Source organism: Nostoc sp. CMAA1605 (genome assembly GCF_021596505.1).
Taxonomy (GTDB): Bacteria; Cyanobacteriota; Cyanobacteriia; order Cyanobacteriales; family Nostocaceae; genus Trichormus.
This window is the reverse complement of sequence record NZ_PJIZ01000097.1, coordinates 1-20219: the sequence shown is the minus strand read 5'-3', so window position 1 is coordinate 20219 and position 20219 is coordinate 1. Positions and strand designations below refer to the sequence as shown.

23 protein-coding genes and 1 pseudogene are annotated in these 20219 nt (G+C 41.5%); 13 read left to right on the top strand and 11 right to left on the bottom strand.

The window, feature by feature from the left end; translation table 11 throughout:
• Nucleotides 1-3: 3 nt before the first annotated feature.
• Nucleotides 4-1089 carry an LLM class flavin-dependent oxidoreductase gene (locus tag CV014_RS24425; RefSeq protein ID WP_236144396.1) on the top strand — a complete coding sequence of 362 codons (1086 nt, stop codon included), beginning with the start codon at nt 4-6 and terminating at the stop codon, nt 1087-1089.
• Between the two features lie 13 nt (nt 1090-1102).
• Nucleotides 1103-1768, top strand: a complete 666-nt coding sequence (locus CV014_RS24420) for a hypothetical protein (protein WP_236144395.1) — start codon at nt 1103-1105, stop codon at nt 1766-1768.
• A 25-nt stretch (nt 1769-1793) separates the two neighbouring features.
• Here the strand turns inward: CV014_RS24420 and CV014_RS24415 are convergent, their stop codons facing one another.
• Both CV014_RS24415 and CV014_RS24410 read right to left on the bottom strand, forming a co-directional pair.
• A complete protein-coding gene (locus tag CV014_RS24415) occupies nt 1794-1982 on the bottom strand; it encodes a hypothetical protein (protein ID WP_236144394.1) in 189 nt (62 codons plus the stop codon).
• A gap of 5 nt (nt 1983-1987) precedes the next feature.
• Entirely contained in the window at nt 1988-3064 is a 1077-nt protein-coding gene (locus CV014_RS24410) for a PIN/TRAM domain-containing protein (RefSeq protein ID WP_236144393.1), read from the bottom strand.
• Between the two features lie 247 nt (nt 3065-3311).
• Here CV014_RS24410 and hemW point away from each other — a divergent pair, with 247 nt between their 5' ends.
• Entirely contained in the window at nt 3312-4511 is a 1200-nt protein-coding gene (gene hemW / locus CV014_RS24405; RefSeq protein ID WP_236144392.1) for a radical SAM family heme chaperone HemW, read from the top strand.
• A gap of 257 nt (nt 4512-4768) precedes the next feature.
• Here hemW and dprA read toward each other — a convergent pair whose 3' ends face one another.
• Nucleotides 4769-5893 carry a DNA-processing protein DprA gene (dprA, locus tag CV014_RS24400; protein WP_236144391.1) on the bottom strand — a complete coding sequence of 375 codons (1125 nt, stop codon included), beginning with the start codon at nt 5891-5893 and terminating at the stop codon, nt 4769-4771.
• A 271-nt stretch (nt 5894-6164) separates the two neighbouring features.
• Between dprA and CV014_RS24395 the strand changes: the two genes are divergently transcribed.
• Complete coding sequence (locus CV014_RS24395; protein ID WP_236144390.1) at nt 6165-6530, top strand: zinc ribbon domain-containing protein; 366 nt, start codon at nt 6165-6167, stop codon at nt 6528-6530.
• Between the two features lie 16 nt (nt 6531-6546).
• Here the strand turns inward: CV014_RS24395 and CV014_RS24390 are convergent, their stop codons facing one another.
• Together CV014_RS24390 and CV014_RS24385 are read right to left on the bottom strand one after the other, a co-directional pair.
• Complete coding sequence (locus CV014_RS24390) at nt 6547-7842, bottom strand: recombinase family protein (protein ID WP_236144406.1); 1296 nt, start codon at nt 7840-7842, stop codon at nt 6547-6549.
• A 129-nt stretch (nt 7843-7971) separates the two neighbouring features.
• Entirely contained in the window at nt 7972-8331 is a 360-nt protein-coding gene (locus CV014_RS24385; protein ID WP_236144389.1) for a VOC family protein, read from the bottom strand.
• A 5-nt stretch (nt 8332-8336) separates the two neighbouring features.
• On the opposite strand from CV014_RS24385, the gene CV014_RS30240 reads away from it, so the two are divergent.
• Nucleotides 8337-8462, top strand: coding sequence for a hypothetical protein (locus CV014_RS30240; protein WP_268964884.1), 126 nt, complete (start codon nt 8337-8339; stop codon nt 8460-8462).
• On the opposite strand, the gene CV014_RS24380 is transcribed toward CV014_RS30240, so the two are convergent.
• Nucleotides 8452-10035 carry a B12-binding domain-containing radical SAM protein gene (locus tag CV014_RS24380; RefSeq protein WP_236144388.1) on the bottom strand — a complete coding sequence of 528 codons (1584 nt, stop codon included), beginning with the start codon at nt 10033-10035 and terminating at the stop codon, nt 8452-8454. The two genes, CV014_RS30240 and CV014_RS24380, sit on opposite strands and share 11 nt — an antisense overlap.
• A 119-nt stretch (nt 10036-10154) precedes the next feature.
• Between CV014_RS24380 and CV014_RS30235 the strand changes: the two genes are divergently transcribed.
• Nucleotides 10155-10289, top strand: coding sequence for a hypothetical protein (locus CV014_RS30235; protein WP_268964883.1), 135 nt, complete (start codon nt 10155-10157; stop codon nt 10287-10289).
• A 151-nt stretch (nt 10290-10440) separates the two neighbouring features.
• Here CV014_RS30235 and CV014_RS24375 read toward each other — a convergent pair whose 3' ends face one another.
• Nucleotides 10441-10833 carry a Fur family transcriptional regulator gene (locus CV014_RS24375; protein ID WP_103137782.1) on the bottom strand — a complete coding sequence of 131 codons (393 nt, stop codon included), beginning with the start codon at nt 10831-10833 and terminating at the stop codon, nt 10441-10443.
• A 133-nt stretch (nt 10834-10966) separates the two neighbouring features.
• On the opposite strand from CV014_RS24375, the gene purS reads away from it, so the two are divergent.
• From purS to CV014_RS24360, 3 genes are all read left to right on the top strand, one after another.
• Nucleotides 10967-11245, top strand: coding sequence for a phosphoribosylformylglycinamidine synthase subunit PurS (purS, locus tag CV014_RS24370; protein WP_103137781.1), 279 nt, complete (start codon nt 10967-10969; stop codon nt 11243-11245).
• A 179-nt stretch (nt 11246-11424) separates the two neighbouring features.
• A complete protein-coding gene (gene purQ / locus CV014_RS24365; protein ID WP_236144405.1) occupies nt 11425-12099 on the top strand; it encodes a phosphoribosylformylglycinamidine synthase subunit PurQ in 675 nt (224 codons plus the stop codon).
• Nucleotides 12100-12290: 191 nt separating this feature from the next.
• Nucleotides 12291-14219, top strand: a complete 1929-nt coding sequence (locus CV014_RS24360) for a type I restriction enzyme HsdR N-terminal domain-containing protein (protein ID WP_236144387.1) — start codon at nt 12291-12293, stop codon at nt 14217-14219.
• A gap of 28 nt (nt 14220-14247) precedes the next feature.
• On the opposite strand, the gene CV014_RS24355 is transcribed toward CV014_RS24360, so the two are convergent.
• Together CV014_RS24355 and CV014_RS24350 are read right to left on the bottom strand one after the other, a co-directional pair.
• Nucleotides 14248-14823 carry a DUF6263 family protein gene (locus tag CV014_RS24355; RefSeq protein WP_236144386.1) on the bottom strand — a complete coding sequence of 192 codons (576 nt, stop codon included), beginning with the start codon at nt 14821-14823 and terminating at the stop codon, nt 14248-14250.
• Between the two features lie 96 nt (nt 14824-14919).
• Nucleotides 14920-15582, bottom strand: coding sequence for a helix-turn-helix transcriptional regulator (locus CV014_RS24350; RefSeq protein ID WP_236144385.1), 663 nt, complete (start codon nt 15580-15582; stop codon nt 14920-14922).
• An 85-nt stretch (nt 15583-15667) separates the two neighbouring features.
• On the opposite strand from CV014_RS24350, the gene CV014_RS24345 reads away from it, so the two are divergent.
• A complete protein-coding gene (locus tag CV014_RS24345) occupies nt 15668-16381 on the top strand; it encodes an SDR family oxidoreductase (protein WP_236144384.1) in 714 nt (237 codons plus the stop codon).
• A gap of 1 nt (nt 16382) precedes the next feature.
• Here the strand turns inward: CV014_RS24345 and CV014_RS24340 are convergent, their stop codons facing one another.
• Entirely contained in the window at nt 16383-17300 is a 918-nt protein-coding gene (locus CV014_RS24340; RefSeq protein ID WP_236144383.1) for a LysR family transcriptional regulator, read from the bottom strand.
• Between the two features lie 85 nt (nt 17301-17385).
• Here CV014_RS24340 and CV014_RS24335 point away from each other — a divergent pair, with 85 nt between their 5' ends.
• Complete coding sequence (locus CV014_RS24335; protein ID WP_236144382.1) at nt 17386-18132, top strand: SDR family oxidoreductase; 747 nt, start codon at nt 17386-17388, stop codon at nt 18130-18132.
• Nucleotides 18133-18174: 42 nt separating this feature from the next.
• Here CV014_RS24335 and CV014_RS24330 read toward each other — a convergent pair whose 3' ends face one another.
• A complete protein-coding gene (locus CV014_RS24330) occupies nt 18175-19413 on the bottom strand; it encodes an RNA-guided endonuclease InsQ/TnpB family protein (RefSeq protein ID WP_236144381.1) in 1239 nt (412 codons plus the stop codon).
• Between the two features lie 23 nt (nt 19414-19436).
• Here CV014_RS24330 and tnpA point away from each other — a divergent pair, with 23 nt between their 5' ends.
• Both tnpA and CV014_RS24320 read left to right on the top strand, forming a co-directional pair.
• Nucleotides 19437-19844, top strand: coding sequence for an IS200/IS605 family transposase (tnpA, locus tag CV014_RS24325; RefSeq protein ID WP_236144380.1), 408 nt, complete (start codon nt 19437-19439; stop codon nt 19842-19844).
• A gap of 85 nt (nt 19845-19929) precedes the next feature.
• Nucleotides 19930-20219: pseudogene (locus CV014_RS24320) on the top strand (gluconolactonase); the annotation flags it as partial.

Below are 20219 nucleotides of genomic sequence, written 5' to 3'. Positions count from 1 at the left end.
ATTATGCCTGTTGAATTTATTGGCATGATTGGTACGCGAAATGCGTCAGAGTTACAAAGCCCTACCGTATCAATTACAGGGGGAAGCATAGATTTAAATTATGTGCGTAACTTTGCCAAAGTCCATGAAGATGGCGGCTTTGACAGAGTGCTAGTTGGTTATAGTTCCACAGGTCCAGATGGCTTTAATGTTGTTAGTTATGTAGCGGCTGCAACCGAAAGACTCAAGTTTTTACTTGCACATAGACCGGGTTTTGTGTCTCCTTCTTTAGCCGCACGTAAACTAGCTACATTAGATCACTTTAGCAATGGTCGTGTTGCAGTACATATCATTACTGGTGGTAGTGATGCTGAACAACAGCGTGATGGTGACTGGCTTGACCATGATACTCGCTATCGTCGAACTGATGAATATCTTGATGTTGTGCGACGAGTATGGACAAGTCAAGAACCCTTCGATTATGAAGGCGAGTTTTACCAATTCAAAGGCGCATTTTCGGACGTTAAACCCTTACAGCAACCACATATTCCTATATATTTTGGGGGTGCTTCTGGTGCGGCTGTGGGTGTAGGTGCAAAACACAGTAATGTTTATGCGTTTTGGGGAGAACCCATAGGCGCGATTAAACAACGCATTGCTGAAGTGAAAGCCGCAGCACCGCCAGGAAAAGATTTACGTTTCAGTATTTCCTTGCGTCCAATTTTGGGTGAAACCGAAGCAAAAGCCTGGGAAAAAGCCCATTATATTCTCTCGCGGATTAATGAAATTCGTGGTCAGGCTCCGGCAGTACCTGAAGCTGTTGGTTCATTGCGGTTGTTGGATTTTGCCAAAGAAAGGGAAATCCACGATAAGCGTTTATGGACACCAATTGCAGCTGCTACCGGTGCGCGGGGTAACACTACAGCCTTGGTTGGGACTCCAGAACAAGTAGCAGAATCATTATTTGATTACTACAAAGCTGGGGTAACAACACTCTTGATTCGTGGTTTTGACCCTGTGGAAGATGCTCTAGCCTATGGTCGAGATGTAATTCCTTTAGTGCGTCAAGAAGTCCAACGACTAGAAAGACAAACAGCAACCGTAGCTTAAATCAGCTAAATCTATGCCTCAGACAACTGTTCTTGAACCTTTACAAGCAGACCAATGGTTTGTTGATAGCCCTGATTTGCGTGAGTTTGTAGCAACAGCTAAAGACATTATCTCTAGCACGACTCATAACCGCGCCGAAACTCTCAATGCTTTAGAACCACACTTCGCAGCATTGTTGAAAAAAGAGAATTGGCTACCCAAAAATTTTGCCCAGTCTAATCCTGATAGCGGTTTAGGCGGAGGAATTGGACAATGGTTACTGTATCGTTCTCAGGATCGCTCCTTAACTATTTTTAGTTTGGTGATTCCTCCCGATGAAATTACACCTGTCCACGATCATTTATCTTGGGGACTGGTAGGTTTATATCAAGGTAAACAGGAAGAAACAGTATATCGTCGTCTTGATGGCGGTGAATTAGAAGGACAAGCCCAGTTGGAAGTAGTAGGAACTTATCAGGTAAAAACTGGGGATATTTATTATTTATTGCCTCCAGACAACGATATTCACTCTGTTAAAGCTACTAACGTCTTCGCTCCATCAATCTCGATTCATGTCATGGGGAATGACATTGGTAGCATTTGGCGACATCATTATCATCCCCAGCAACAGAGTGTGCGGTATTTTCGCTCTGGATATTCCAATGTACTTTTCAAAGAAAACCCACACATAGCTGTTTAGTGGAAAAAATCAGTCTCGCTACTCCCTACTTCTTCTTCGCCTTCCAAGTTCCACCGTAAACGTAAAACGGGTTATTCTCACTCACATCCGTCCAACACTGAGGACAGACAAAAACCCAATCTCCGCCTAATTCAAATTTCACTCTATACAAAATCGGTGCAGGTTGAGTATTCCTACACCGATCGCATAATTTAACTCTATTTCTACCAGACATTGCCCTCACGCTATTGCTGACGCTTGGGGTTTGGCAAAAATCATCCGTCCGGCTGTGGTTTGTAGTGCGCTGGTAACTACTACCCGCACTTCACCACCTACATAGTTTCTACCTTCCTCAACCACAACCATTGTGCCGTCGTCTAAGTAACCAATTCCTTGGCTGGGTTCTTTTCCTTCTTTGAGAATTTTCAAATCAAGGTTATCCCCTGGTAGATATGTGGGACGAACTGCGTTTACGAGGTCGTTAACATTTAAGACAGGTACTTTCTGCACGCTGGCTACTTTTGATAAGTTGTAGTCGTTGGTGAGGAGTGTACCGTTGATTTCTTGGGCAAAACGCACTAATTTGGCATCTACCGTAGGAATATCGTCATAATCGGATTGGTTGATAATAATTCGATCTGGATATGCTTCCTTAATACGGTTTAAAATTTCTAGTCCGCGTCTTCCCCTCACCCGTTTTTGGTCTTTACTCGCGTCAGCAACTTGCTGCAACTCCTGTAAGACAAACTGGGGAACAATGATTTGTCCTTCTAGAAATCCGGTTTCTAGCAGTGTTTCAATCCGACCATCGATAATACAACTCGTGTCTAAAACTTTGGTACTGGCGGGTTTAAGTGTCCCTTCCACTACCATTGTTTCCACGGTGTTAGGATTAATAAATCGTAATAAACCCCGTCCGTGAGTATCGGCTAAATTCATACCGGTGACGGAGAGGATAATACTACCAACCACTGCCACTAATGGTTTAATAAAACTAAAGTCTGCCGGAATCGGTAATAAGAATAGTGGGGCTAGCATTAAGTTTGCTAACAATAACCCAATCACTAAACCAATGGCACGCGTTAGAATTACTTCCAGAGGCATTTCTCGGACTTGGGCTTCTAGGCGGCGGTAGGTCGTTTGAAAGCTCAAACCGACAGCACCACCAATGATGGCGGCGAAAACTGCAACAGTAAGGCGTAAGGCTTCGAGATTCGTAACGCGGTCTAAAGTCCCGTTGGGGAGTAGATCAGTGCTGTAGAACCCGATGCCTGCTGCTGCCAAGATAAATGAGAGAATGATAATGGCATCAAGCATGGTTATGATGTATTCCTGCGACTGTTTTACCCAATCAAGTCAAATAAAGTGATTTACTCATTGAGAGTAAGCAGTATTTAATTAGATTAGGATGTAATGCAGGGAATGTCTGCAAATATTATAACTAAAGACCTTTCTCTTAATATTTTTCATAGTTTTGTCAAAAAACAATAAAAAGTTGTAAAAAAACTACTTATTTTCATTATTTGTAATTTTCTGGAAGTTAAGTTAATTTTTCTGCACAAAAATGCCACAAATTAGTGAATCTTGCATTGTGAGTTCTGCTTATATACATATTCCGTTTTGCAGACGGCGGTGCTTTTATTGTGATTTTCCGGTGTTTGTGGTAGGCGATCGCTTGCGGGGAGAAAATTCTAGTGGTATCTCTCGATACGTTGACATACTGTGTCAAGAAATCGCTACAGCACCAGTGTTTAGTCAACCACTAACAACCATTTTCTTTGGTGGTGGTACTCCTTCGCTGCTGTCTACAGAACAATTAGCACAAATCTTAAAGATATTAGAAAAGCAGTTTGGTATTGCTGCTAATGCGGAAATTTCGATGGAAGTAGACCCAGGAACATTTGATTTAGCGCATATTACAGGCTACCGTGATGTGGGTGTAAATCGGGTAAGTTTGGGTGTACAAGCATTGCAAGCAGAATTACTCAAAGTAGCTGGGCGATCGCACTCGGTAGAAGATATTTTTGCTGCTGTAGAATTAATTCACCAAGCTCAGATTCCCGAATTTAGCATAGACTTGATTTCCGGCTTGCCGCATCAGTCTTTAGACCAATGGCAAGATTCTCTCACCAAAGCGGTAGGAATCGCACCGACTCATATATCCATATATGATCTCACCATTGAACCTGGAACACCCTTCGGTCGTTACTATCAACCAGGAGATAAACCCCTACCCACAGATGAAAGCACCGTCAAAATGTATCAGCTAGCGCAACAAATCTTAACATCTGCGGGTTATGAACATTATGAAATTTCCAACTATTCACAAAGAGGACATCAATGTCAACATAATCGGGTGTATTGGGAAAATCGACCCTATTATGGCTTTGGGATGGGTGCGGCGAGTTATATAGAGGGGAAACGCTTCACTCGTCCTCGGACTACTAAAGAATATTATCAATGGGTAGAAACAGGATGTGTGATTGATTGTGAAGTTACGCCACCCCAAGAAATATTATTAGAGACTTTAATGTTAGGTTTACGTTTAGCTGAAGGCGTGAGTTTAAAGACAATCACCCAAAAATTTGGTCAACAGCCTTTAGAGATGATTCACCAATGCCTTAAACCTCATATTGAACAAGGTTTAGTAGAAATATCTGAAGAAAGACTGCGTTTATCTGATCCCCAAGGATTTTTATTTTCTAATGTTGTACTAGCAGATTTATTTAAGCAGCTAGAAAACCTAGCAGTAGGGGAAATTTAGTGCTGAGTGCTGAGTAATGAGTAATGAGTAATGAGTAATGAGTAATGAGTAATAAGTAATAAGTAATGAGTAATGAGTAATGAGTAAGTAGAACGACTTGAAAAAACCAAACTATGTGAAGTCATGTAAAAAAATTGGAATCTAGTTCTTAGTAAGGACTTCAGTCCTTATTAGAGGACTAAAGTCCTCACTACAAACCTTGAATTATTTACACCGTTCTACTTAATGAGTAATAAGTAATGAGTGCTGACTATTGACTATTGACTAATAACTTGATACCGCATTCCTGGTAATTGTGAAATTAAACCCATTAATTCTAACTGCAATAAAGCACTAGAAACTGCACCGGTATTCATGCCTGTTTTCTGCACAAGTGAATCAAAAGAGATAGTATCTAATGCAAAAGCATTCATAACAGTTTGTAGTTCTGGTGGGAGAATTGGCAGATTTAATTGTGCTGGTGCTGGGGATGTTTCCAGAGGGTCAATTTTGGGGATTGCACCCAACATTTTGAGTAATTCATCTAGCTCTTTGAGAATTAACGAAGCACCTTGGCTGATTAATTTTAAACAACCTTGAGATGGGTAATCATCTACTCTTCCAGGAAGTGCATAGACATCTCTACCAAAATCATTGGCGTAGGTAGCTGTAATTAGCGCACCGGATTTTAAGGGTGCTTCTATAACTAAAATGGCGCGACTTAAACCTGCAATAATGCGATTACGCCGGGGAAAATGAGTGCGATCCGGTGGAGTTTTGGCAGGATATTCACTGACAACTAAGCCAGCAGTTAAAATCTGTTTGTATAAATCGCGGTTTGTGTGAGGATAGACGACATCAACACCAGTTCCAACTACAGCTATGGTTCTTCCACCTGCTTTAATAGCTGCACTGTGACTTTCCGTGTCAATTCCTTCCGCCATTCCAGACACAACTGTAAAACCGTTTTTCGCCAAGGCTGTGCTAATTTGACGAGTCCAGCGAATGCCATAATCTGAAGGTTTTCTGGTTCCTACAATTCCTACTAGGGGGGTTTGTCCGAGATTTTCCGATAATTCTACCTCACCCCGATAGTACAAAATTGCTGGTGGGCTGGGGGTTTCTCGCAATAATTGGGGATATTCAGCGTCAGATGGTGTCCAGAAATGGGGATTGTCTTGTTGGTGCTGAATTAATAGTTGTTGAGGATGGAGACGCGATCGCTGTTCCACAACTTTTGTTAAAGTTTGAATACCAAACCCTTCAACTTCTGCCAATTGAGCTTTAGTAGCGTGCCAAGCTGTAGCCAATGTGCCAAAATGCTGCTGTAGTCGCTGCATTAATACTGGCCCAATTCCAGAAATTTGCGCCCACGCTAGCCAATATGCGCGTTCTTCCGACACTTCGATATCCTCGCACCCAGTAAGTTAATTGTTCCCAAAATGGGGGTGAAGAATAGGGGTGTGGGGGTGTAGGGGTGTAGGGGTTTAGGGGAGACAAGGGGGACATGGGGGACATGGGGGACATGGGGGACATGGGGGACATGGGGGACATGGGAGACATGGGAGACATGGAAGATATTTTACTCCAATGCCCAATGCCCAATGCCCAATGCCCAATGCCCCATGCCCGACTCAGTTAAAATCGGAATGTTTATTGATATGAGCTTAAATCGTGGCTACTATATCTTGTCCCAAATGTCAGCAACTCGTTGATAGCCAGGCTATAACTTGTCCCTATTGTCGCACCACACTTAAAGCCTACGGCCATCCTGGTGTGACTCTACACCGTGCTAAGAAAAATCAATATCTATGTGATAGTTGCACTTATCATGATGATGATACCTGTAACTTCCCGCAACGTCCCTACGCTCAAGACTGTACTTTGTATGAAAATATTGCTGAAAGACAAGCTTTTTTAGAACAACAAAATAAACCTATGAGTGTGCAGACGACTATTAGTAATTGGATACAACGTTATCAGGCTATATTAATATTACTGGTTTTGTTATTTATCTGTTTATTAATTGCGATGCGTTAAATCAGGGACAATCATCTTAAAAAATGAAGATAACTTCCAATTCCCAATCAGAGTTTTGACGCACAATCTCAATTTGCTTGATGAATTCGCGGAAGTAAAATCGGCGTTCTGCTTCTGATAAATCTAACCAAAATTGCGGAATTGATACCGCTTGAGCAACAGATAATAAATTAACTGGGGGCAGTGTGGCTAACTTGGCTTGGAGTTGAGAAATTTCGGTGCGGAGTTTATAAGCCCTTAACTTGGCTGTTTCTGCGTCTAAGACACCAGTTTCTACTAAATTCGGTAACTGTTCGAGGATGGATTGCTGACGAGCGATCGCTTCTTTTAAACTACTTTTAATTACATCCAATTGTGGTGAATTCAACCCCGCTACGGCTGGGACTAAATCACAGCAAACTTTTTCAATAGTACGTTCTAAAATCTCTTGGTAGGCAATAGCCCGACATTTAGGACGTTGCGGACAATTAATCGGGCGTAAATAGAGATATTCTTTATCTTGATGGCGTTGGGTGACACGGGTAATTGTCATCGATGATTGACACTGTTGACAGACAACTAACCCAGCTAAAGAACGGGGCGCACTCGCAGCACGAGGAGATAAACGGCTATTACGACGTAAAAGTCGGTCAATTTGGGCAGCTTCTTCTCTAGAAATGATAGAAACGTGGGTATCCGAGATAATTTCCCCATTTTGGTAGGCAGTATCACCCCGATAAACCGGATTAGTCAACCACCGCTTACCTGTAGTGACGGAAATTTTCTTACCATACTTTTTTCCCAGGTGACGCACTGCGCCCCGAAGAGAACCATAGAGTAAAAAGTGGTCAAAAAAATCCTTAACTACTGGTGATGTACTGCGGTCTAGAGTATATTTTCCTTTACCCCGACGATAACCGTAGGGAGGTTTACCAGGAGGTGGGGCAGCTTCTAGACGGTTACGCGCGTGTCCTTGGCGGATGCGTCGGCTGCGCTGCTGGCGTTGAATTTCATAGAGTAACTTGAGTAAATCTGCCCGTAAATGAGAATTTTCTGAGTTATAAGCTTGTTCTATAGCGATAACAGTCACACCACAGGATGTGAGATGATTGAGGCGATCGCTAACTTCTTGAACATTATCCCCCAACTCTTCCAACCGCCGCACCAACAAACAACCCCCAGATGTAGTTTCGCAGTCCTTGAGCAATTGTTGCAACTGCGATCGCCCCCCCAAATCCCCATACACCACATCCACCTCCCGCCCCCAATCAATTGACACCGGAGTAGTTTCTAATAAAGGATCAGTGTAAATGTAGGCGATGGTTTTGGGCATTAGCAATGGGAATGGGGCATTGGGAATAGGGCATTGGGAATGGGGCATTGGGAATGGGGCATGGGAGTAAATTACCTTCCCTGTCTCCCTTGTCTCCCTTGTCTCCCTTGTCGCCAATCCTCAGTCCCCTCACCCTTGGCTAATTTCAATGACATTCCCATCTGGATCTTTGACAAAGATAGCGGCACGACCGGAGGCACTGGCTTGAATGGGATAATTTTGATTGAGTAATTCTTGTTTGGCTGCGTCTAAGTCTGCAACAGAGAACGCAACATGGGGGTTACGTCCCCATTTCTCGTTGGGTTTTTCTGTGGGTACATCCGATGCAACTATCAGGTGGATTTGATAGTCACCCACTTGATACCACGCACCAGGATATTTTAGAGTGCGGTTGATTTTCGATAAACCTAGAACCTGTCCGTAAAAATTTTCCGCCTGTTCTAAGTCGGTTACAAGAATGGCTGTGTGGAGACTTTGGGTAATCTGCATCGGAATTGGGGATTGGGGGCTGGGGACTGGGGACTGGGGAGACAGGGATGACAAGGGTGACAAGGAAGGTAAATTTTACCCCAATGCCCCATGCCCCATTCCCTATGCCCCATTCCCCATTTAAACCATAGCTTCCGCTTTCTCTTCTACAGGTACATAGGGTTTTTCTGCACCTTGGGCTAAATATTCTGATAGTTGTTTTTCGATTTGGTCGCGCACAATTTGACGATATTCTAGAAAATGTTCGTTGTGGGCGCAGGCTGACAGGTAGTGTTCGGCAACTCCTGGGTTATTTTTGAGGATGCTAAATAAATGGTGCCAGAATTTCCAGCGAGTTTCTCGTTTAATGCCTTGTCGCCAAATGACGATGAGTAAGGCTTTGACTACTACCCACTCTGGCATTTTGAATGGGGTTTTGTAACGGGGCGCGCCTAACATCATAAAACAACGATAGGTGCGGTCTAAATATTTTACGGGGTCATATAAAGCACAAAATGCCTCAATATATTCCCTGGCAATATCTTCTAAGGGACGAGTGGGAATAAAGTTCATCAACGTGGTTTGGTTGATGTTACTTTCTTGATTTTCCCGTAATCGGCCTTCTTTTTTCAGGCGATGCCACAATGCTGTGTTGGGTAGTGCTTGTAACATGGCGAAGGTAGTGGAGGGGATGCCGGCTTGTTCGGCAAATCTGACGATGCGATCGCCTGCACCTGATTTTTCGCCGTCAAACCCAATAATAAACCCAGCCATCGGACGCAATCCGGCTTTAATGATAGTTTGCACTGCGTCGGTTAAGGAATTCCGAGTGTTTTGGAATTTTTTGGTGAGTTGCAAGCTATCTTCATCTGGGGTTTCTATTCCTAAGAAGACGGCGGAGAAACCAGACTCTACCATTAAATCTAGTAGTTCTTGGTCTTGTGCTAAATCTACGGAAGCTTCAGTATCAAACTTAAATGGGTATTGATGTTCTTGCATCCAGACTTTCAACTCTTTCAGCAACAATTTAACGTTGCGTTTGTTACCGATAAAGTTATCGTCTACCATGAACACACCACGCCGCCAACCTAGTTCATAGAGGTAATCTAACTCGGCTAATAGTTGGGATGGGGTTTTGGTGCGGGGTTTGCGTCCATACAGCACAATAATGTCGCAGAATTCACACTGGAAGGGACAACCGCGAGAAAACTGCACTGACATCATGTCATAAGCATCAAATTCTAGTAAGTCAAAGCGGGGTATGGGTGTGGTGGTTACGTCAGGTTTTTCGGCGGTGCGGAATGTTCCCCTGGTTTCGCCCCGTTGAATCGCTTCTACAAACATGGGTAAGGTGATTTCCCCTTCATCTAAGATGAGGAAGTCTGCACCCACGTTCTGCACGTCATGGGGTGTAGATGTGGGGTAAGGGCCTCCCACCGCTACCAATTTACCGCGCTGTTTGGCTTCTTGAATCTGCTCTAATAAGTCTTGTTTTTGAACAATCATCGCGGAGAAAATCACGATATCCGCCCAAGCCCATTCTTCCTCGGTGGCTGGGCGAATGTTGCGATCCACCAGCTTAAATTCCCATTCTTGAGGTAGAATCGCCGCTACTGTGACTAAACCTAGTGGTGGTAATAGCACTTTGCGATCAACTAAAGCTAGAATTTTTTCGTATGACCAAAAGGTTTTGGGAAATATTGGATATACCAGTAGAACACGCATCTCGTATCAATCCTCACGCTTTGGTTGTTATCCCAATGTAACGAAAATAATTACTTATTGACTTTTTACTAAATTGGCTTTAGTTTACCGCTAATGGTTTTAAGTATGCAATTGTTTCGGTGGGGACTGGGGACTGGGGACTGGGGACTGGGGACTGGGAAGAGAGGAGACTTTTGAGTATGGCTGTGAATTATTTTAGTTATCAATCAATTTCATCAATCATTTCTCAAATTAACTATAGCAGTTCTATCTGACGAGAATTTGAGATTTTAAGATTCCCGAATTTTTGGAGATGTCGAGACTCTAGTTTCTGACTAATGATTTAGGATTACTATATAAAAGGCACGATAAATCGCGCCTCTGAAATCAAATTCGGGATTGATTTTTTACTGATTTCACTATTAACTATTGACCATGATTCATCTGACATTTAGTACATAACCCGAAAAACTCTAGAGTGTGGTAGAAAATTTTAAACTTATGGGTTACTTGTAGCTGATCTTCTAAATCATGTACAGGGCATTGATGGATAGGGATTGACGCACCACATTGCAAGCAAGTTAAGTGGTGTTTGTCTTGTTGTACTAAACTATACAAAGCTTCCCCATTAGCTAAAGTCCGTACTTGCACTAAACCTTCAAGTTTTAAGGCTTCTAGAGAGCGATAAACTGTAGCCAAACCCATACTCTGATTACGATTGCGTAGTTCCACATAAATATCTTGGGCGGAAATCCCTTGTTTCATGCTTTGCAGTAGGGTTAGAATTTTTTCTTGGCTGCGGGTGCGTATGGCTCTCATAGACTTTTTGGAATATTAGGAAGCTTGTTGACTGGTCAATTAATAAATAAACTTTAACGGCTTTATAATCCTATTCTTACCTAGTTGGAACAGAAAGTTATAGTATAGCGATCGCAGCATTCAGCAAAAGCCCGTGCAAACCAAGTATCTAGCCAAAATTTTTGTCACCCTTCGTCCTTCAGTCTTAGATCCGGCTGGCGTAGCTGTCCAATCTGGTCTCCAGCAAATGGGATATGATCACGTAGAAAACGTCAGGATTGGTAAGTATATTGAATTAACAATTACTTCCACCGAGGAAAGCAAAGCGCGTCAAGACATGGATCGCATCTGTGACCAAATGTTAGCAAATCCTGTCATTGAAAATTATCGTTTTGAACTCATTGAAGTAGAAACGCAAACGGGAGTTTTTTAGGGAATTGGGAATTGGGAATCGGGAATTGGAGACAAGGTAGATGTTACTTCTATGTCCAATGCCCCATACCCCATGCCCCATGCCCAATTCCCCCTGACTAATGACTAATGACTAATGACTAATGACTAATGACTAATGACTAATGACTAATGACTAATGACTAATGACTAATGACTAATATGAAATTTGGTGTTGTAGTTTTTCCTGGTTCTAATTGCGATCGCGATGTTGCTTATGTCACTAGAGACTTGCTAGGACAGCCAACGCGCATGGTTTGGCATCAAGATACAGATATTGATGATTTGGACGCTATTGTGATCCCTGGGGGGTTTAGCTACGGGGATTATTTACGCTGTGGTGCGATCGCTCGATTTTCACCTGTAATGCAGCAAGTAGTCGCCCATGCCCAAAAGGGTAAGTTAGTCTTGGGAATTTGTAATGGGTTTCAGGTGTTGACTGAAGCTGGACTTTTACCAGGGATACTTACCAGAAATCGAGATTTGCATTTTATTTGCGATCGCGTCCCTTTGACAGTGGAAAATCACAGTAGCCCTTGGATGCAGTCTTACACTAGAGGGGAAGTGATTACTTTACCCATTGCCCACGGTGAAGGACGATTTTACGCTGATCAAAGAACTTTATCGGAGATTGAAGGCAATGGGCAGGTTGTTTTACGTTATGCAGGCGAAAACCCCAACGGTTCGCTAAATAATATTGCGGGGATTCGTAACCGTCAGGGTAATGTTGTTGGGATGATGCCACACCCAGAAAGGGCATCTGATCCTATGCTGGGTGGTGACGATGGGTTGAGGTTGTTTCAAGGTTTACTAGAAAAGGTAGCCGCTTTGACGTAATTAGTGACTCTAATACGCATGATGTTTTGTTTAATTATGATCAAGGCACAGTTTGACTGTGCTTTTTTATTGAATAATTCTGAGTGGAAATTATTTTTATTTTTTTGCTGAGGAAAGTTAACTCAAAGCGACATAGTAAAGTGAGTCTGTATAGTTAATTTTATTAGAGCCTGATTTCCTTGGATGATCAAATGTTACCTGCTGATGCGGAAAAGAGATTTATAACATGGGTACAATCTTTTGATTACCGGATTTTACGCAACCAAGAGGATGTAGAAACTGAGTTTATTACACCGATGTTTCAGCATCTTGGTTATTTAGATAAATTATGTGCGAAAAAGTCAAGTTTAAATTATGACCAAAATATCAAGCGCAGTAATCAATTAGAAAATCTGCAAATATACTTTTCCACCGATGATGTCATGCAACAAAATGCTGACACATCGTTATTGATTGTGATTGCTTTGTCGCCTAATGCTAACAATTTTACGGAAGCTATTGCCCAAGCAAAATTCTACAGCATTTATTTAAAGCCTTTATTTTTTATTATTACTAATGGCCATCAAATAAAAGTTTTTAAATACCTCCAATATCATCGCGAAGAGTGTGTTATTGATAAAAATATTTATTCCTTAAAAGTTAATAGTGCAGCTTCAGAGTTTTACGAAGAATATAATTATTCCTATATTAGCAGCCTTGATAAAAATCGCATTAATACTTTAAGATATAGCCAATATAACGTCATTGAAAAAACTTTAAGACGCAATAATTTACAAGAAAATATAGCGCAAACTGATTTTATACCTGCTGTTTCACGATCAGGCGATCGCCTGATTGTTGTCAAACCCAAAGTTGTTATAGAATGCAGCCTACCGAAAGCCTTTAAAGACGGTGAATGTCTCATTAAATTTAGTGGTGTCATTCTCAGGGGTTGCCAAATTAAACTCAACCACCGAGATATTTTAGGTCAATTAATGACCGGACTGAATACCCGTCCTGAGTGGGGTTGTCGTCAATTTATCCAACAAATAGATGAAAACGCCTTTGAAGTAACTTTAGGTCAAACGACAATTATCTTATCAGATTTAGAAACAGCAGATTTATGTTTGTGTATTGATGTAGTTTGTCAAGAATATAAACAGTCAATTATTGAATGCGAAAATCTATTGGAAACCTGGGACTTTGAATTTATTGAATTTTTAGGTAGTCGTGGTGTACATCTATTTTCTGTAGATGCTAAATTATGGCAGTTAATGCACGACTTTGCCAATGAATTCAATTATATCCAAGGTAAAACCGAATGGCATCTATTTCAGCAAGAGGAAATTTCTATTCGCGTGAGTAGAGGCATTCGTGATCATGCTTTCATTTTACCTAAACCTGTAAATTATTTATCTTTATTACCAAGTGGCATCGTTAATATAATTTATGAAATTAATGATATTCATCTCCAGTCTTTATCAACAAGTGAAATCAATGCTTGGAAACAAGATATTGGCCCGCGAGGAACTTGGACGGCTACATATACTAAGCAATGGTTATTAGATAAATTTATTCCTAAAGTTATTGATTACTATGCACAAAAGAAGAATGTATCAGCATCGGAATTAAGGAAAGATATTGCTGATTATAGCAGTAACCGCACTCCTCTTTTAGAAGTACATGAAATTAGAGAACTATTACCTTATCTGCGAGATATACAATCCTGGTTAAATAGTTATGTAGGAAATATTTCTGCTGTAATTTTAAAAGACTATTACCACACACTAACCAATTTATTCAGGAATACTGACTCATCAATAGAAGGAATGGATTATTTACTGCGTAATTTAACTTTAATGGAAGCTGGTAATACTAGAGATAAAATGAAGAGTAATTTTAACCAATGGAATTTTAAAGATATTCTCTACTATTTAGATGCTCAAGTCGGGAGAATTAATAATTATCAATATGAATCGAGCTTTACAGCAGATTTAATGACTAGAACTTTTATCTGGATTATAGAACACGGCAAAATTAGTTTCTATCAATCCCAGTTAAATGTTGCTAAAGAGGCTTTATTACCACTTTGGGAACAAAGCCGTTTTGAAATGCGTTATGTAAATCCTCACCAGATTTAATGTTTAACTATCAATAAACCTTGGGTAATCACTTTGACTCAAGATTCATGTCCATAGATATTTTTTGATTGATTGCCGTTTCTGCTACAATACCTACTTGTTTTTGAGTCATCTGCATATTAGTAATTAATGACATTTTTGAGGTAACTGGCATCAGTTTGTTGAGTGCTACTGTCATTTCTCCCTGACCTTTACCTTGATAAGATTTGAGACTTAAAGTCACCCCTGCTGGTAATCCTGGTGGCTTCCAATTTTGAGAGGGTGGTGCTATTTGTTCTACAGCGATATTAAAAATAGCAATTCCTTTTTCCAGATTGATTAACTTATACGTCGTGATTTGTTGGAAATTCATCCCAACTGCATTGATATTCGAGGTAACTCGCCACTGAGATCCTACACCCACTGCTTGCTGAGGAATTTGCAACGAAAGTTGCTCAATAGAATTTGACATTTGCTGCATTAAAAGCTTGAGATTTGCATCCACTCCCTCTGGTAAAACAAAATTAATTTTTTTGGTTTTTCCTTGAGGATCTACGATGGCTGAACCTTTGAAACCAACTAACTTTTGTAATTGTGACTTGAGACAGATGGTGAAAATCCCCATCCGAAAACTAGAAACATCATTCCACTCACAAAAAAGGTTTTTCTCATATCGCCACAACTGTTATAAAAATAGTGAAATTAGCAATTTGACCATGATTTAAATAGATTTTCGTCTCGCAACCCGATATACACATCTTCTTGCACCTGCTATGATATGCTCTTCTCTTTCTACTGTGACATCTTCTCCCAGAACAGATTGAAAAATCGTTAACTCTTGCTCACATAATCCTATACAGGCGTTAGCCGCAGCACAAATGGGACAATGGTTTTCAATTAATAAAAATGTCCCATCGTCTAGGGTTTGACTCTCCGCCATGTATCCTTCGTGCGATCGCAATTTTACTAAAGTTGCTAATCTGACTGCTAATGGATCTTGACTAGATATTTGTGCTTGATAGGTAGCAAGTTGCTGTTTTGTCCTGACTTCCAGTAGCCTATCTAGTCCCACCTCACCAAAAACTTCTGTTACCGCCTCAATTAAACCCACAGTTAACTCTGCATAACCATCAGGGAATAAGCAGTTAGCATTTGGGGTTAATTGCCATAGTTTAGCAGGTCGTCCCATCTCGCGGGGTTCTTCTTCATAGGTAACTAAATACTCATCTTGTAGCGCGTACAAATGCTGACGCACAGCCATTGCAGAAATCTCCAAACAAGCTGCTAACTCTTGAGAGTCCATTGCACCTCGTTGTTTAAGTAAGTTGACAATGGCGCGGCGTGTGCGGACTGTGGATGATTTTTTGGGTGAGTTTTTTGTCATACTCACAAACTAAAGAAAATTCTTTACAAAGTCAAATGCGAGAGTTATCATACTTTCTAAAGAAAAAACTTTAGAAAGTAACAATATGAGTCCAGCAAAGGTAGCGATAATTACAGCTGCGAGCCGAGGCATTGGTGCGGGTTGTGCGAAAGAATTAGCCGCACAGGGTTACAATGTGGCATTAATGGCGCGATCGCCTGAAGTTTTAGATTTAGCCAAAGACTTAGGTGGTATTGCCATTCAAGGCTCAATGACCAATTTGTCAGACTTAGAGCAATTAGTAGAGACAACTTTAACGACATTTGGTCGAATAGATGCCGTAGTTAATAGTTTTGGCGACCCACCCCGACCGGATTTATTATCTATTTCTGATGAAATGTGGTTAGAAAACTTTGAAATGCTGTTTTTGAGTGTAGTTCGTATCGCCAGACTCGTGACACCAGCAATGCAACGTTCCGGTGGTGGTGTCATTATCAACATTTCTGCTTGTGATTCTCAAGAACCCAACTTAGGAACACCCTTTAGTGGCACACTCCGCGCCGCAATGGAAGGTTTCACAAAACTATATGCCAAGCGTTACAGAACCGATAAAATCCGCATGATTGCCGTCGCACCTTTTTTTGTCGCTGATTCAATGTCAGAGTTAGAAGGTTGGAATGTCCCAACAGATTTAATGTTTGGTCGTCCTGCTACCTACAGAGAGTTTGCTGAGATAGTGGCTTTTCTGATTTCCGAAAATGCCAAATTTATCACAGGTACAACCTTGAAAGTAGACGAAGCCTATTCTGCGACTATTTAGTTTAAATTCCCTGACAAATAGTTTGTAGTATTTGTCTTAACCAAATACTGGCCTGATCCTGATTCGTCAGTTTACTCCACAACATAGAAATCATCCAAGGTTCCGTTTGTATAGGAAGTTCAAAGATTTCTAACGTATTTTGGTCAGCAAATGGTGTTACCAGTCGTGATGGAATGACAGTCACCAAGTCGCTGGATGAAATGACCGCAGGTAATATGAGTAAATGGGGTGTAGTTAACATCACACGACGCTGGAGATCATATTTTGCTAGCACTTTGTCGATTTCACCAATGTCGTCTCGTCGGAGAGTAAAAAGAGCTTGCGGAACACTAGCAAAAATTTCTGGTGTGATACTTCCTTGGCTAATTACAGGATGTCCAAGGCGACAAATACCAACAAAATGTTCTTGAAATAATGGCATTTGTATCGACTGTCTGGGGGGATTTTGAAAAAAACCCAGTGCAACATCTACTTCTCGTTGCTCTAAGAGTTCTCCTACAGAATCTTTTTCAAAACCAATGAGTCGAAAATTAACATTTGGTGCGACTTGACGACAAACTTCCAACAGCTTAGGGACAACTACATAACTGGTGTAATCTGAACTACCAATAGCAAAGGTATGTTCAGAAGTTTTGGGGTCAAAACTGCGACTAGATTCTAGTGTTTGGCGGATTTGTTGGAGAGCAGCTGAAATCCCTGGTGCAATTTCCAAAGCTTTGGCTGTTGGCTGCATCTCTCTTCCGATACGGATAAATAACTCATCTTGAAACAGTGTGCGTAATCTTCCTAGTGCAGCACTCATCGCTGGTTGTCCTAGATACAGGCGTTGTGCTGCTACCGTCACACTGCGTTCCTCCAACAGTACCTCAAAGGCGACCAGCAAGTTGAGGTCAATGGAAGATAAATCTATTAATCCCATTAATTCAATATATCTTTAAAATCAATTTGCTTAATTTATAACATCTCAGTAGAGTAATTCTAAAAGTATTTCTTAGGTCAAAAAAATGACGACTCCAACGAGAATTGCAGTGGTAACAGGCAGTAATCGCGGTTTAGGATATGCTATTTCTCGGAAGTTAGCCCAAAAGGGTATCCGTGTAATTTTGACGAGTCGGAATGAAACAGATGGTGTAACAGTCAAGCAGAAATTAGCTAGTGAAGGGCTAGATGTAGACTATCACGTACTCAATGTTACTGATGACAAAAGTGTGCAAGATTTTACTATATGGCTGCGTGAAACCTATGGTAGTGTAGATATTCTAGTCAATAATGCAGGTGTCAATCCCACCACTCAACCAGAAGAGTCTAGTCTGCTGACTGTGCAACTAGCAACGATGCAAGCCACCTTTGAAACTAACGTTTTGGCGGTAGTGAGAATTTGTCAGGCATTAATTCCCTTAATGCAGGTCAATAATTATGGCCGCATCGTCAATGTTTCCACAGAAATGGCTTCTTTAGCCACGATTACCCATGATTATTACCCTCTAGCACCATCTTATCGGCTGTCTAAGATGGGTGTGAATGGTATCACAGCGATTTTAGCTAAAGAACTGCAAGGGACTAATATTCTAGTCAATGCCTATTCTCCTGGTTGGATGAAAACGGATATGGGGGGAGAGGACGCACCATTTACAGCAGAAGAGGGAGCAGAAACAGCTGTTTATTTAGCAACGCTTCCCGATGGCGGATTTCAAGGACAGTTTTTTGCAGAGATGCGGAAGTTCGGTGGCCCAGTTACATTACAGTGGTAGGTCAATGTGACAACTCTCATCGCTAACTGCAAGCAGTGTGCGTTACGCTCTCAAATTCACAAATGAGACTTGCTGCTTCACAGGCTGACCAACGTCTAAGCCTCCACAGCCAGGAATCGGTAGTCCAACCGACCCATGTTTTAACAGATTAAGTGCGCTGTTCCAGTCACGGTCAATAACTAGTCCACACTCACAGCTATGAACACGAACCGACAAAGTTTTTTCAACTCTTGCACCACAACCAGAGCAATTAATACTTGTTCCTCTGGGGTCAACGCCTCGCATATGCTTGCCGCGTCTTACCGCTACTGCTTGCATGATTTGGAGGAACGCACCCCAAGCGACATCAAGTATCGACTTAGCCAGTCGTGTCCTAGCTAACCCTTTAATGTTCAGGTTTTCAAAAACAATTAAGTCATAGGAATTAACCAACCAATGAGCAACTTGATAATGAAACTCTTTCCTTTGTCTTGCAATGTGCAAGTGAATCTTGGACACCTTCGATGCTTGTTTTTGGTAGTTTTTAGATCCCTTGGTTTTACGTGCAAGCTTGCGTTGCTGACGAGCTAAAGTTGCCTGAGCCTTGCGGTAATACTGCGGTACTTCAATACTTTGTCCATCAGCAGTGGTTAAAAACTTTTCGAGTCCTACATCTATGCCAGTAGCAGTTTTAATTTCATCAATAGGTATTGATTCAGGCACAGTTTTATCTTCTAGAGAAAAACTGACATACCAACCATCAGCTTTCTTGAGGATAGTCGCTTGCTTAATTTCAAAACCATCTGGAATTGGTCGATGTAGGATGACTTCAACCTCACCAATCTTGGAAAGTCTGAGAATACTACCTGTTAGATGTGCGCCAGCCTTGGGAGAGTTAACACGCGGAAACGTGAAGGAGCAAATATCGCCACGTTTTTTAAATCTTGGTCGTCCTCCCCTTTTACCTTTTTTATCTGGTACTAACCACCGTTTCCATGCCTTGTCCAACCTCATAAGGTTTTGCTGCTGGCAGTCGGCGTAAATGTTTTTGTATTCGGGAAACAGATATGAAGTTTGCTTGAGTAGTAATGCTTGTGTGTAGTAGTCAACTTTTTGTGGTATCTCGCCAATTGGTTCACAAATCAAACTGCAACGGTCAATCTGTGACCTTGTACGGTTTAACCAATCCAGTCTTTGCCCTAACGCATAGTTGTAGTGACGACGCAGTAACTCACCCCAGGTTTCAAGAGTGACAACCCGTAATGGTGTGGGATTGAGTTTGTACTGGTAAGTTAGTAGCATAGACTAATTATACCATTAGTGGAATGAGCTACAGCGTAGGACATAGAGCAGTTTACAGCTTAAATATCCATTTAGTGCTTGTCACCAAATACCGCAGGAAAGTAATTAATCAAATCATGCTAACTCGACTGCAAGAGATATTTGAAAACACCTGTACTAAGTGGAGAAGTAAGGTAACAGAGTTTAACGGAGAGTCAGACCATGTTCACCTAGTCATCAGTTACCCACCAGATGTCGAAGTTAGTAAGTTAGTCAACAACCTCAAAACCGTATCTAGTCGTTTAATTCGCAAGGAGTTTAATGAGCAGGTCAATCGGTTCTATAACAAGCCCGTATTTTGGACAGGTGCGTATTTTGTCGCATCCTGTGGTGGTGTCACCCTTGAACAACTTAAATCTTATGTTGAGAAGCAAAGTAGTCCTGATAATTGAAGGGGCATTGAACCCCTCCAATTGTCCTCCTATCCCCCTCACCGCCAATCCTTGCGGATGTGGCGGGAGTACCTCGGAGGTTTAGATGGAAAATGCTGTAGGTTTACCGCCTATTTACGAGGATACGCCGATTGATTTAGTTCCTAATCGAGTCATCACCTCTTTCCCTGCCTATACCTTTTTAGAAAATCTAGCGATCGCTGCCGATGGTACAATCTTTGTCACTAATCACGAAATTGGCCAGATTGTTCGCGTCACCCCAGATGGTAATCAGGAGATTCACGCTACTGTTGCAGGTAAAGTCAGTGGTCTAGCTTTTACTAGCGATGGAGATTTAATCGCTACCGGCTGGAATGCTGATTCTGTACCGTGGTA

What these genes read in the sequence shown, in the direction of transcription:
- CV014_RS24425 (WP_236144396.1), top strand. Translation starts at nt 4, where the DNA reads ATGCCTGTTGAATTTATTGGCATGATTGGTACGCGAAATGCGTCAGAG.
- CV014_RS24420 (WP_236144395.1), top strand. Translation starts at nt 1,103, where the DNA reads ATGCCTCAGACAACTGTTCTTGAACCTTTACAAGCAGACCAATGGTTT.
- CV014_RS24415 (WP_236144394.1), bottom strand. Translation starts at nt 1,982, where the DNA reads ATGTCTGGTAGAAATAGAGTTAAATTATGCGATCGGTGTAGGAATACT.
- CV014_RS24410 (WP_236144393.1), bottom strand. Translation starts at nt 3,064, where the DNA reads ATGCTTGATGCCATTATCATTCTCTCATTTATCTTGGCAGCAGCAGGC.
- hemW (WP_236144392.1), top strand. Translation starts at nt 3,312, where the DNA reads ATGCCACAAATTAGTGAATCTTGCATTGTGAGTTCTGCTTATATACAT.
- CV014_RS24390 (WP_236144406.1), bottom strand. Translation starts at nt 7,842, where the DNA reads ATGCCCAAAACCATCGCCTACATTTACACTGATCCTTTATTAGAAACT.
- CV014_RS24385 (WP_236144389.1), bottom strand. Translation starts at nt 8,331, where the DNA reads ATGCAGATTACCCAAAGTCTCCACACAGCCATTCTTGTAACCGACTTA.
- CV014_RS24380 (WP_236144388.1), bottom strand. Translation starts at nt 10,035, where the DNA reads ATGCGTGTTCTACTGGTATATCCAATATTTCCCAAAACCTTTTGGTCA.
- CV014_RS24375 (WP_103137782.1), bottom strand. Translation starts at nt 10,833, where the DNA reads ATGAGAGCCATACGCACCCGCAGCCAAGAAAAAATTCTAACCCTACTG.
- purQ (WP_236144405.1), top strand. Translation starts at nt 11,425, where the DNA reads ATGAAATTTGGTGTTGTAGTTTTTCCTGGTTCTAATTGCGATCGCGAT.
- CV014_RS24360 (WP_236144387.1), top strand. Translation starts at nt 12,291, where the DNA reads ATGTTACCTGCTGATGCGGAAAAGAGATTTATAACATGGGTACAATCT.
- CV014_RS24355 (WP_236144386.1), bottom strand. Translation starts at nt 14,823, where the DNA reads ATGGGGATTTTCACCATCTGTCTCAAGTCACAATTACAAAAGTTAGTT.
- CV014_RS24350 (WP_236144385.1), bottom strand. Translation starts at nt 15,582, where the DNA reads ATGACAAAAAACTCACCCAAAAAATCATCCACAGTCCGCACACGCCGC.
- CV014_RS24345 (WP_236144384.1), top strand. Translation starts at nt 15,668, where the DNA reads ATGAGTCCAGCAAAGGTAGCGATAATTACAGCTGCGAGCCGAGGCATT.
- CV014_RS24340 (WP_236144383.1), bottom strand. Translation starts at nt 17,300, where the DNA reads ATGGGATTAATAGATTTATCTTCCATTGACCTCAACTTGCTGGTCGCC.
- CV014_RS24335 (WP_236144382.1), top strand. Translation starts at nt 17,386, where the DNA reads ATGACGACTCCAACGAGAATTGCAGTGGTAACAGGCAGTAATCGCGGT.
- CV014_RS24330 (WP_236144381.1), bottom strand. Translation starts at nt 19,413, where the DNA reads ATGCTACTAACTTACCAGTACAAACTCAATCCCACACCATTACGGGTT.
- tnpA (WP_236144380.1), top strand. Translation starts at nt 19,437, where the DNA reads ATGAGCTACAGCGTAGGACATAGAGCAGTTTACAGCTTAAATATCCAT.